Source organism: Neobacillus drentensis, from assembly GCF_036962765.1.
Lineage (GTDB): Bacteria > Bacillota > Bacilli > Bacillales > Cytobacillaceae > Neobacillus > Neobacillus drentensis_C.
This window is the reverse complement of the sequence record NZ_JBALOS010000211.1, coordinates 1-11,492: the sequence shown is the minus strand read 5'-3', so window position 1 is coordinate 11,492 and position 11,492 is coordinate 1. Positions and strand designations below refer to the sequence as shown.

General features: G+C 40.1%; 12 protein-coding genes. 9 read left to right on the top strand and 3 right to left on the bottom strand.

Translation table 11 applies throughout. From position 1 onward, the window contains the following. Positions 1-341: 341 nt before the first annotated feature. From ssuC to fbpA, 6 genes are all read left to right on the top strand, one after another. The gene (gene ssuC / locus V7137_RS23255; RefSeq protein ID WP_335700270.1) at positions 342-1,130 is read left to right on the top strand and encodes an aliphatic sulfonate ABC transporter permease SsuC; all 789 of its coding nucleotides are present in this window, start codon (positions 342-344) and stop codon (positions 1,128-1,130) included. Between the two features lie 180 nt (positions 1,131-1,310). Beyond that, on the top strand, positions 1,311-2,084 hold the full coding sequence (locus V7137_RS23250; protein WP_335700269.1) for an ATP-binding cassette domain-containing protein: 774 nt from the start codon (positions 1,311-1,313) through the stop codon (positions 2,082-2,084). A 70-nt stretch (positions 2,085-2,154) separates the two neighbouring features. Beyond that, complete coding sequence (locus V7137_RS23245) at positions 2,155-3,777, top strand: FAD-binding protein (protein ID WP_335700268.1); 1,623 nt, start codon at positions 2,155-2,157, stop codon at positions 3,775-3,777. Then, positions 3,774-4,115, top strand: coding sequence for a ferredoxin family protein (locus tag V7137_RS23240; protein ID WP_335700267.1), 342 nt, complete (start codon positions 3,774-3,776; stop codon positions 4,113-4,115). The genes V7137_RS23245 and V7137_RS23240 overlap by 4 nt, the downstream gene beginning before the upstream one ends. Before the next feature lie 22 nt (positions 4,116-4,137). Further along, the gene (locus V7137_RS23235) at positions 4,138-5,151 is read left to right on the top strand and encodes an ABC transporter substrate-binding protein (RefSeq protein ID WP_335700266.1); all 1,014 of its coding nucleotides are present in this window, start codon (positions 4,138-4,140) and stop codon (positions 5,149-5,151) included. A gap of 59 nt (positions 5,152-5,210) precedes the next feature. Then, positions 5,211-5,405, top strand: coding sequence for a Fur-regulated basic protein FbpA (fbpA, locus tag V7137_RS23230; protein WP_335700265.1), 195 nt, complete (start codon positions 5,211-5,213; stop codon positions 5,403-5,405). A 191-nt stretch (positions 5,406-5,596) separates the two neighbouring features. Here fbpA and V7137_RS23225 read toward each other — a convergent pair whose 3' ends face one another. Next, positions 5,597-7,081: an aldehyde dehydrogenase family protein gene (locus V7137_RS23225; protein ID WP_335700264.1), complete on the bottom strand. Its 1,485-nt coding sequence runs from the start codon at positions 7,079-7,081 to the stop codon at positions 5,597-5,599. A 288-nt stretch (positions 7,082-7,369) separates the two neighbouring features. Between V7137_RS23225 and V7137_RS23220 the strand changes: the two genes are divergently transcribed. Further along, positions 7,370-8,068 carry a hypothetical protein gene (locus tag V7137_RS23220; RefSeq protein ID WP_335700263.1) on the top strand — a complete coding sequence of 233 codons (699 nt, stop codon included), beginning with the start codon at positions 7,370-7,372 and terminating at the stop codon, positions 8,066-8,068. A 67-nt stretch (positions 8,069-8,135) separates the two neighbouring features. On the opposite strand, the gene V7137_RS23215 is transcribed toward V7137_RS23220, so the two are convergent. Beyond that, a complete protein-coding gene (locus V7137_RS23215) occupies positions 8,136-9,335 on the bottom strand; it encodes a CynX/NimT family MFS transporter (RefSeq protein ID WP_335700262.1) in 1,200 nt (399 codons plus the stop codon). Between the two features lie 134 nt (positions 9,336-9,469). Between V7137_RS23215 and V7137_RS23210 the strand changes: the two genes are divergently transcribed. Next, a complete protein-coding gene (locus V7137_RS23210; protein WP_335700261.1) occupies positions 9,470-10,087 on the top strand; it encodes an FMN-binding negative transcriptional regulator in 618 nt (205 codons plus the stop codon). An 18-nt stretch (positions 10,088-10,105) separates the two neighbouring features. Continuing rightward, positions 10,106-10,285, top strand: a complete 180-nt coding sequence (locus V7137_RS23205; RefSeq protein ID WP_335700260.1) for a DUF1272 domain-containing protein — start codon at positions 10,106-10,108, stop codon at positions 10,283-10,285. 98 nt (positions 10,286-10,383) lie between these two features. On the opposite strand, the gene V7137_RS23200 is transcribed toward V7137_RS23205, so the two are convergent. Further along, complete coding sequence (locus V7137_RS23200) at positions 10,384-11,286, bottom strand: DMT family transporter (protein WP_335700259.1); 903 nt, start codon at positions 11,284-11,286, stop codon at positions 10,384-10,386. Positions 11,287-11,492 lie beyond the last annotated feature (206 nt).

The window sequence follows — 11,492 nt, the reverse complement described above, 5'->3', positions numbered from 1 at the left end:
AGTAAAGGTGTCAGGCACCATGTGAAAAATTCACATGGTGCCTGACACCTGAAGATTTGAATTAAAATTATTAATTTTCCAATTATTTATTGACAGGATAAATCGGGTGATGGTAATATCCTATTAAGTAATCAGATGAGTATTGTCGGAATTGAAAATTTTCAACCAAAGTGTTTTCATGCTTGTTAAAAAGAATAATGTTACCAGACAACTGGAGACACAACTATATGTGTTTCCTTTTTTGTTTCAAAAAATTTATAAAACTAGTCGACTATTCAGATAGAGACTTCTCGTACCTATGAGAAGTCTCTTTTTTTATCCAAATGAAAGGAGCTGATTTTATGAGACGTTTAAGATATTCGATTCGTCAACAATGGTCAACATGGGTGGTGCCAATTCTCGTTCTAGTTATCTGGCAGGTGTTAGGTCAAATCGGGCTAATTGGCCAAGATATTTTACCCACACCGCTTGAGGTATTACAGGCATTCATTCAATTAAGTAAGGAAGGTGTTCTATGGGAAAACATGGGGGTAAGTGCTAAGAGGGCGTTTATTGGATTTATCATCGGCGGCAGTATTGGTTTTATCCTTGGTATAGCAAATGGACTATCAAGAACTTCCGAAAAACTATTAGATAGTTCGATTCAAATGGTGCGGACTATTCCTCACTTAGCTCTTATCCCGATCGTGATTTTGTGGTTTGGGATTGGCGAATCATCCAAATTGTTTCTTGTTGCACTTGGCGTGGCGTTTCCCATCTATCTTAATACCTTCCATGGCATCAGGTCCGTTGATAAGGGACTAATTGAAATGGGGAAGGTGTACGGACTTCAATCGCTTCATTTAATTATCATGGTCATTCTTCCTGGAGCGTTACCATCCATTTTGGTAGGTCTCCGCTATGCACTAGGGATCATGTGGTTGTCTCTCATTGTGGCTGAAACGATATCAGCCGATTCAGGGATTGGCTATATGGCTATGAATGCAAGAGAGTTTATGCATATGGATATCGTGGTGGTCAGCATTTTACTTTATGCCATTCTTGGAAAGCTTTCCGATTCCGCTGCTAAGTTTTTAGAGAAGCATTGGCTGCAATGGCACCCTAATTATAACCGTACAAAAAATAGTTAAGGATTCTCTAACTAAAAGTTTGGTGCTTTTCAAATTCGCCCATTAAAGGGAAAAGTCGATAAATAAATCATAAATTCCTAAAATTTAGAGAGTGATTTTCCACAAAATGTGATTCTCCTTGGGTTATAACAACATTATTTACGAAAACAAGTATTTTTATAGAAAGTGAGAGTGAACAAGATGGCAAGAAACCAAAATGGATTACAGCTGGAGCTTACAAAAGTGGAAAAATCATTTGGTAACAACAAGGTATTGAAGGAGGTGAATCTTTCGATCAAACCAGGTGAGTTTGTGGCCATCGTAGGAAGAAGCGGATGCGGAAAAAGTACATTACTCAGACTGATCGCAGGGCTGGAATCCGTCAGTAATGGGGTTGTCCATGCAGATGAAGAGATCGTTAAACGCAATCATACGGATTCAAGAATCATGTTTCAGGATGCACGCTTACTGCCGTGGAAGAAGGTCCTGACAAATGTTCAGATTGGGACGAAATCTCGGTCTAAAGAAGAAGCCAAAGCCGCTTTGTCATTAGTTGGGCTCGAGCATCGTGCTGATGAATGGCCGGTTGTTCTATCTGGAGGACAACGACAGCGGATCGCGCTAGCCCGTGCCTTAGCAGGCGAACCACGCTTACTTCTGCTGGATGAACCACTTGGAGCTCTAGATGCACTGACTAGGATCGAAATGCAGCAATTGATAGAAAAATTGTGGCTTGAACAAAAATTTACGGCCATTCTGGTTACCCATGACGTGAGTGAAGCTGTCTCTTTAGCAGATCGTGTCCTTTTGATAGAAGAGGGGGAAGTAACAATGGATATTGCGATAACGCTTGACCGCCCCCGCATAAAGGATAGCAAATTTGTCTATTTTGAGAGGTTCATTCTTGATCGAGTTATGGGAGGAAAACCGTCTCACATACAGGAATCTTTGCAAAAAAAAGTTCGGACCATCTAATCGTTAAGGATTATTAAGATTACTAGATACTTATTGTTTAGAGATTTCCACTACAGGGAGGTTAGTAGTCATGAGTAAATATTTAGGAATACAACAAAAGGGAGAACGGGAAGTTGAAACCGATGTATTAGTGATCGGGGGTGGACCTTCAGGGACTTGGGCGGCTATTCATGCAGCATCAAAAGGAGCAAAGGTTATCCTCGTTGATAAGGGGTATTGTGGAACAAGTGGGGCGACGGCGCCATCTGGGACTGGAGTTTGGTATGTGAATCCAACTCCGGAGGAGCAAGAAAAAGCAATGAAAAGCAGAGAAGCGCTTGGCGGATATTTGCAGGATCGAAAATGGATGAAAAACGTATTAAATCGAACGTACCGCAATGTCAATCAGTTAGATACATGGGGATATCCTTTTCCGCTAGATGATGATGGATATAAACATCGAAAAAGTCTGCAGGGGCCAGATTATATGCGGTTGATGCGGAAGCAGGTGAAAAAAGCAGGGGTTAAAATTTGGGATCATAGCCCGGCGCTTGAGCTTCTGGCAGATGAACACGGTGTTGGCGGAGCAGCAGGAATTTTTAGTGAAACGGGGGAACGCTGGAAAGTAAAGGCCGGAGCCGTAGTCATCGCTTCTGGAGGCTGTGCCTTTTTAAGTAGAGCATTGGGCACAAATGTTTTAACCGGTGATGGCTATTTACTCGCCGCAGAAGCAGGGGCCAATCTGTCGGGGATGGAATTTTCAAATGCCTATGCCATTGCTCCCGCTTTTTCATCGGTAACCAAAACCGCTTTTTATACATGGGCCACCTTTTATTATCAGGATGGTTCCATCATTGAAGGTGCAGGTTCACAAAGAGGTCGGTCAGTGATAGCGAAAACACTGCAAACACAGCCGGTTTATGCAAGGCTTGATAAAGCAGATGAGGAAATGCAGAAATGGATGCGCCAAGCACAGCCAAATTTCTTCGTTCCTTTTGACCGCTTGAGTATTAATCCATTTACGGATCGGTTTCCTGTGACCTTGAGATTAGAAGGAACCGTACGCGGAACAGGTGGTATCCACCTTATTAATGAGAAGTGTGAAACGAAGGTGCCAGGATTATATGCAGCTGGAGATGCGGCGACCCGAGAATTTATTTGCGGAGGATTTACAGGCGGAGGCAGCCATAATGCGGCTTGGGCGATGTCATCAGGTTCTTGGGCCGGTGAAGCAGCAGGTGAGTATGCACTAAACCTAGGGTCAAACGCCCCAAAACGGGAAGTAGCAGGTATTTCTACAACACCGATTGCAGCGGGATGGAGCAAATCAAACAAAAAAGGAACGGTATTATATGAAATTACCGAAAGTGTCCGTGCAGAAGTGACGCCTACTGAAATTAACTTATTTAGAAATGAAAAAATACTCCAATCGTCCTTACAGCGTCTTGACCAGATTTGGGAGGAAATTCGATTAGGTCTCCTTGCAAATGATGCAAATGTTGTGAGGGTAAGAGAATCTGCCGCAATGACGGCAACCGCTCGCTGGATGTATTCTTCAGCCTTAGAGCGGCGAGAGACACGGGGGATGCATAAGCGTTTAGATTATAAGGACCAAAATCCGAATTTTCACTATCGAATTCTTACTGGAGGACTGGATGAAATCTGGGTCAAACCTGATAAACCATTGCATAAGCAGGAAGGAGTGAGAAGATGATTGAATTCATTAGTTCATCAAAATGTGTAAGCTGTGGTTTGTGTGTTTCCGTTTGTCCTACTGGTGTATTTGATCAAGAAAAAGGGAAAGTTCCTGTGATCGCCCGTAAGGATGATTGCCAGACATGCTTTATGTGTGAAATCTATTGCCCTGTAGATGCAATGTATGTCTCTCCAAATGTAGATGAAGTGACAGTAAACGAGCAGGAACTTGTAAAAAGCGGGGTTTTGGGAAGCTATCGAAGAGAAATTGGCTGGGGAAAAGGTCAGAGCCCAGGGGCAGCTTCAGATGCTTCCTATAAAATGTTTCAATTAATGAGCAAATTACCAGGACATTAATGATCTAGTAGGAGGATATTTTATGAGTGTAAGCAGAAATCGTAAACCATTTATTAGAGGAGTAATGGGGTTCCTAATCGCGATTGCTTTATTGACTGTAGCTGGAGGGTGCACAAACAACGCTACTTCTACAAACTCAAAGGAAGCTAATAAATCCCAGTCAACGACCATACGGATTGGTTATATTGGATCAACTAAAGACAATATTCCGGCAGGAGTAGAAGGATGGGGGATTCAACAACAATTCCTTCAGGAAAAACTGAAAAAAATCGGCATAGAAAAATTTGAATTTCATGCTTTTCCAAATGGTCCACCATTGAATGAAGCTATAGCAGCAGGAGAATTGGATATGGGCATTTTAGGAGATACTCCTGCGATTGTAGGGAGATCCAACGGGTTGAAGACACGTTTGATCAATCAAGCTGCTATTAACAGCAATGTCTGGTTAATCACTCCGAAAAATGGAGTGAAGTCCATTGAAGATTTAAAAGGAAAGACGGTTGCAACGCAATTAGGATCGTATATGTATCGGTACTTAACTGGGGTACTCAAGGAAAAGGGCTTGGATAAGGATGTTAAGATTGTCAGCATGCTTTCTAGTGATGCGGAGGCGGCTTTAGACCGAAAAGACATTGCAGCCTATGCGTTTCCAACAAACTCTGGTCCGCTGATCAAGTCTAAAGGATATCCAGTCATTGATGAGGCAAAGGATCATCCAGAGTTACTGGGAAGTACCGTCACCGTTATTACCGAGGATTATTTAGCGAAGAATCCAGATTTTCTATCGATTTGGAATGAAGTCCGTAAACAATCATTAGGGGATTTATTAAAAAAACCTGATGATTTTTATCAATTCCAATCAGAACAAATTGGATATCCAGTCGATGTCATGAAAGATTCTTTGCCGCTAAGTAATTTAAAAAATAAAGCATTATCTGAGGAAGGACTTAAGCTGTTGGATGGGACGAAAAAGTTTCTTGTGGAAGGCAAATTTGCCAAAAAAGATTTTAATTTAAATGATTGGATTGCTAAGTAAGATATGATGCTTTTTCTTTTTCTCTAAAGCTAGCAAAACGATCAAAAGGAGAGGGTTACATGGAGAATATTCTTCGTAATGCTGTAGAACAGAGAAGGAAAACATTAATGAATATCCTGCTTAATTTTAAAATATTTGACAGTGAGGAACAACTTTCGAAGTTATCTTTGACAGAATTAGAAGATGAATTCAAAAGACTAAGGTCTGATAGTCATCCTCATAGTGATACGGGTTCGATTAAATGGAAGAACTAAAAATATTAATAGAATAGTTTTTAATCAATTGGCTGTGTTTGAATTGTGCGCTTCAGGCGCGTGCGGTCTGGGGAGCCTCCTGGGCGCTTAGCGCCGGCCCCTTGAACTCCATAGACTGGATTCTCGGTATACGTAAAGAAGGAACTCAAAAATGAGTTCCTTCTTAATCTTTATTGTAATAGATATATAGTTTACTTCATTGCAATCCAGACACTTTTCACTTCTGTATAGTTTTCGAGTGCATAGGATCCCATTTCACGGCCGATACCAGATTGTTTATATCCTCCGAATGGAGAAGCTGCATCAAAAGCATTGTAGCAGTTTACCCAAACAGTTCCGGCACGAAGCTTGTTGGCAATATAGTGCCCATTTGCAATATCGCGTGTCCACACACCAGCGGCAAGTCCATACTCGCTATTGTTAGCACGATTGATTAATTCATCCAAATCATCATATGGCATAGCAGAAATTACTGGTCCAAAGATTTCTTCCTTGGCAATAGTCATTTCATCCCGTACATCTGCAAAGATAGTAGGGGAGACGAAGTAACCTTGCTCCTGAGGTCTATCACCGCCAGCTACCAGTTGTGCCCCTTCGTTTAGCCCTTTCTCAATAAAGCCAAGAACTCGATTTTGTTGCTCGGCAGAAACAAGCGGCCCAATTTCAGTATCAGCATGAATTCCAGCCCCTTGTTTAATCTTTTTCGCATGACTTGCCATATCGGCTACAACGTTATCAAACTGTTTTTTCTGTATGAACACACGGGAGCCAGCACAGCAAACCTGGCCTTGGTTGAACATAACACCGTTAAGTGCACCAGGAATGGCCTTTGTTAAATCCGCATCAGGAAGAATGATGTTCGGTGACTTGCCTCCAAGTTCAAGTGTAACTCGCTTCAATGTTTTTGAAGCATTTGCCATGATTAGCTTCCCTACTTCAGTGGAACCAGTAAAAGCGATTTTATCAACTAATGGATGATCTACAAGCGGCTGGCCTGCTGTTTCTCCAAAACCAGGTACGATATTTACAACACCAGCTGGGAATCCGGCTTCTTGTATTAATTCTGCTAAGTAAAGTGCAGATAATGGTGTTTGCTCAGCTGGTTTTAAGACTACGGTACAGCCAGTTGCAAGGGCAGCTCCGAGTTTCCACATTGCCATAAGAAGAGGGAAGTTCCAAGGGATAATTTGTCCAACTACTCCTACAGCCTCATGGCGCGTATAGTTTAAGAATGGTCCATTAACTGGAATTGTTTGTCCAACAATCTTCGTACACCAGCCTGCATAATAACGCATATGTTCAACTGCCAAAGGAATGTCTGCATTGGTAGTTTCACGGATGGGTTTCCCGTTATCCAAAGTCTCTAACTGAGCTAGTTCCTCACTGTTCTCTTCCATTAGATCAGCCAGTTTATACATAAGACGGCTTCGAGAAGAGGCGCTCATTTTTGACCATGGTCCTTCATCAAAGGCTTTACGGGCAGCTTTAACAGCCAGATCAATATCAGCTGGTCCAGCTTCAAAAACACAGGCTAATACTTCACCGGTAGCAGGATTATACGTATCAAAGGTTTTTTGAGATTGGCTTTCTACAAATTCTCCATTAATATAAAGATTTTTTTTCCCAGTTAAGAATTTTTCCACCTTTTCTTTTAAACCAGCTGTTAGTTGACTCATAAAATCCCTCCATAAAAATAGTAGTCTATGTATTTCGTGTTGTTAAAAGATTGAGAAACCTTGGTGATAACGCTTACTTTTCAATGGTAACATTTGGGTGATTGTGAAATCAATGTATAATTTATACTAATTTTCTGATAATTATCGACACGAATCTTCAAAATAAAATTCTGTCAGTGCGATCAGATTTGCTATTTATTATTTGAAACCTCATGCCAGTTATTGCTTCCATAATAAAAAGCAGTTAATCTTGAGTAAAATAAGTTCACTTGTACTGGAGACATTGTTATGAAAATACTAAAAGCAGCCATGCTACGAGTTCTTGCATTTATCGCTGTCATTATAATAACCATAGGTAGTTTTGTTTTCATTTCCATCATTCAGGAAGCATTGTTTATTCCGAAAGATTATCTCATCTGGATTTTCAAATCGCCCTACTCTGGTTTAGTGATTATTTTTGAGATCTATCTTTTTGGGCTTTTTTTCGCCATTTTCAATAAAAATTGGAGAGAGGCCTGGAGAAAAGGGAAGATTTTTAAAAAATATAGAAAACAAGTGATTGCTGCTTTTACCGTCTTCAATATTGTCTTGGTTTATACCATTGTTTCAGCTGTCACTGTAGTAACCAATGATCAGATTATCAATTATACGTTTTTATCTCCACAGGGTAAGGAGTATCGCTACAACGATATCGTTAAGATTAAAACGGGAGTGTATGGTAAGGGGCGAGTTTCTGCATTTACTCATTCAAAAGGTGATTTCTTTTACATTATTGAATTAAATGACGGTACAAAGATTGATTTGGCTCAAGTAGGTGGAGTGAATCATGATGAGGACGAGCGTTTTGTGATTGAAAAGCTGGATAGACAATTAGTCAATATGGATATACCGAAAGAATCTAGTATGAAATACTTTGAATACACTAAAAAAGACTTAGGTAAAATTTATACGGATAAAATTCGGAACATATTAAAAAATACGAGATAAACGATGTGAAGATACTTTCCGAAATGAAAACTTGACTTGGGGGAGCAAGCCAAACATTGTTCCCCCTCTATACATATTGATCTCGGCCTGATAGCATACCAAATAGCATAACGACGACAGAGATTAGGATTAGTGTGATAAGTGGAATGGTCCACATATGGGTGTAATCATACAAAAAACCAATAAACAAGGGACCAACTGCCGCAAGGATATACCCCGTTGATTGTGTCATGCCAGAAAGATCGGCAGCCTGGCTGGCACTCCTAGAGCGAAGTCCGATATAGCTTAGAGCTAGTGGAAACGTTCCGCCCAATGCAATTCCAATGAACATAATACTTACGATTAAAATAGGATAGGATGATCCCAGCAGTAATCCTCCATAACCAATCACTGAGCACATGCTTAACATGAAAGATATCCATTTTTGTGATCGATATCGTCCTGCAAGCACAGGGATGAAGAAACTAGCTGGCAGACCCACAATTTGGCTAAATGACAAGAGCCAGCCTGCTGTTTCCATACTCATGCCGTGACTATGTAAGATTTCAGGTAACCAAGAAATCGTTACATAAAATAAAAAAGATTGAAATCCCATAAATATAGCGATTTGCCAGGCAAGAGGTGAACGCCAGACTTGATTAGAGCTTGGAGTCACTTTTTTGATTTCTTTTTGATTTCCTTGATTAAATTTAGAAAGAAACGCCCACACCAAGATCGCTGAGACAGCCGGAATACCCCACACGTTTAAGGCGCCCTTCCAGCCAAGGTGCATCCCCTCTGCTAAAGGAAAACTGACTCCTGATGCTAGTGATGCAATTAATCCCATTGAGGTAGAATACACACTTGTCATTAAACCGAATTGCTCTGGGAATTTATCCTTTGCAATGGCTGGTAAAAGAACATTTCCAATCGCAATCCCAACCCCGATAAAAAGAGTCCCCGTGAAAAGAAAAAACGCCATGGGAATAGAACGAATGACAATGCCGACTAAAAGAGATGTTAAACCTGCTATTAAAGCCATCTCATTTGTTATACGATTGGCGAGCTTCGGGACAAGCGGTGACATGACGGCAAAAACAATTAATGGCAAACTCATTAATAAGCCTGCACTCCAATGGGCTAGTCCCACATCCTTTTGAATCATTCCCATTAACGGTCCTACTGAGGTAATCGCAGGTCGCAAATTAAAGGCTACAAGTACAATCCCAATAACAAGCCATATGGTGTAAGTCGATTTCGAATAAATATTTGATTTAAGTAACTCCACTACGTTGACCTCCATTGTTGAACAAACTTTCTAAAGTATATCATAATTAAAGAGGAGAGTTGTAATGCGGGTTTTATTTCAATTACATCGTAAGCAAGCTTTCCAAATATTAACAGAATTGATGAGGTGAAAACATGTATATTCCTACATATTTTAAAATCGAGGACCTTGATTTTATTCATGAAATTATTGAAAAAAATAGCTTTGCGACATTGTTTACTCAGCATAACGGCAGGCCCTATGCTACTCATTTGCCGTTAATTTTAAACAAGGAGCAAGGGGCTTTATATGGACATTTTGCCCGTTCAAACGATCAATGGAAGGACATCGAAAAGCAGGAGGTACTTGTTACTTTTCAGGGGCCGCATGGCTATATCTCACCTTCCTGGTATGAAACTGATCAGGCTGTACCAACGTGGAATTATTTAGCTGTTCACGTGTATGGCCAAGTAGAAATTTTACATAATGAACAGGAAGTATATGATTCCCTCCAAAACATGGTAAATAAATACGAAGTGCCAGAAAGCTCCTATCAAATAAGTGAAATTGATAAAAGCTTTATCGAGGGAATGAGTAAAGGTATCGTAGCTTTTAAATTAACTATTACCGAAATAGAGGGAAAGGCAAAATTGAGTCAAAACCATTCTGTGGAAAGACAAGAATTGGTTATAAAGCAGCTGGATTTTTCCAAAGAAAATGATAATCTGCAAATCGCAAAACTGATGAAGGAAAACCTGAAAGGAAAGCATTAAATTGAGGAGGAATGAAGAATGGCTCTAGAAATGAGGAAGGTTTGTGAACGATGCAATAAACCTCTTGTTGATGATGGAGATGCGTATATCTGCACTTATGAATGCACTTTTTGCAGTGAATGTAATAATGAGATGGACTCCAATTGTCCCAACTGTGGCGGAGAACTCGTAAAAAGGCCCCGTAGAATGAAAAAGTGAACTTAACGTTTAAATCATATATTGATTAGGAAGATATATGTAAAGTTTTAGAGTTGTTGTAATAAATTTGTAGTTCTTTGGTGGGGGTCAGACTGCCATTACGGTGATGTAGTGGGAGTCTGACCTTTTTTTGCGACCTTTACCTCTAGTTTTTCACTTAAGAACGTGGAGCCTAGGACAAGCGCGCCGCCTAGCATTTGAATCAGGGTCATGCCTTCGTTTAAGAAAATCGCGGCAATAATCACAGCAGAAATCGGATCAATATAGCTGAGAACCGCAATTGTTTGTCCTTTTAGTTCTTGGATGGACGTAAAATATAAAAAATAGGCTAAACCGGTATGCAGAATACCAAGGATCAAAATATTAATTATCGAAGTAGAGTTTAAACCAGCAAAATTAAGATTTCCCTGCCACAAGATATAGGGAAGCAGGACTAAAGCAGCGGCCATTAATTGGATTAAGGTAATTTCAAAACCGGATAAATTTTTGATGAATTTGTTCATTAATACAACACTCGCATAAAATGCTGCTGCTATAAGGCCATAGAAAATTCCTAATGTATGATTCTGTGAAGCGCTGGAACCGCCAGCACCAGGATTAACGATTAAAAACAGACCAATCATTGCCGACACGATGCAAATAACTTTTACGCTCGTCAGTTTTTCCTTCAAAACCCATGGTGCTAAGATCATCACAAATATCGGCGCGAAGTAATAGCTAATCGTCGCGTTGGATATTGTCGTATAGCGATAGGACTCAAAGAGAAAAATCCAGTTAAGGCCAATCGCCGCGCCTGATAAAAGAAGCAGAAGGGCATTTTCTTTTAATGCTTGATAGGATGGCTTATGTTTGACAAGGAAACTAGCAATAAGCAGAAATAGACTTCCGATGACCCCTCTTAAGAATGCAATTTCACTTGAAGATAGCTCAATCTTTTTAACAAAAACCCCGATGCTTCCAAAAATAAGCATCGTAATAATTAGTCTCAAATTCCCTTTCATGTAGATCTCCCCTCGTTCAAAATCCTTTTATAAATGACTGATTGCTCAACTGCTGATTACAGCAGGGGGCACCATCTTACTATGTTATAAACTGGAATAACGTAAAAATCAACCATAAAATAACAACAACACCTAATATATGGTATATTAAGTATATAATGCTATTAAACTGGATTATATTTATAGTAGAAAGAGAAGTGTTGGAT

Coding starts and splice junctions, on each gene's coding strand:
- ssuC (WP_335700270.1), top strand. CDS start 342: ATGAGACGTTTAAGATATTCGATTCGTCAACAATGGTCAACATGGGTG.
- V7137_RS23250 (WP_335700269.1), top strand. CDS start 1,311: ATGGCAAGAAACCAAAATGGATTACAGCTGGAGCTTACAAAAGTGGAA.
- V7137_RS23245 (WP_335700268.1), top strand. CDS start 2,155: ATGAGTAAATATTTAGGAATACAACAAAAGGGAGAACGGGAAGTTGAA.
- V7137_RS23240 (WP_335700267.1), top strand. CDS start 3,774: ATGATTGAATTCATTAGTTCATCAAAATGTGTAAGCTGTGGTTTGTGT.
- V7137_RS23235 (WP_335700266.1), top strand. CDS start 4,138: ATGAGTGTAAGCAGAAATCGTAAACCATTTATTAGAGGAGTAATGGGG.
- fbpA (WP_335700265.1), top strand. CDS start 5,211: ATGGAGAATATTCTTCGTAATGCTGTAGAACAGAGAAGGAAAACATTA.
- V7137_RS23225 (WP_335700264.1), bottom strand. CDS start 7,081: ATGAGTCAACTAACAGCTGGTTTAAAAGAAAAGGTGGAAAAATTCTTA.
- V7137_RS23220 (WP_335700263.1), top strand. CDS start 7,370: ATGAAAATACTAAAAGCAGCCATGCTACGAGTTCTTGCATTTATCGCT.
- V7137_RS23210 (WP_335700261.1), top strand. CDS start 9,470: ATGTATATTCCTACATATTTTAAAATCGAGGACCTTGATTTTATTCAT.
- V7137_RS23205 (WP_335700260.1), top strand. CDS start 10,106: ATGGCTCTAGAAATGAGGAAGGTTTGTGAACGATGCAATAAACCTCTT.
- V7137_RS23200 (WP_335700259.1), bottom strand. CDS start 11,286: ATGAAAGGGAATTTGAGACTAATTATTACGATGCTTATTTTTGGAAGC.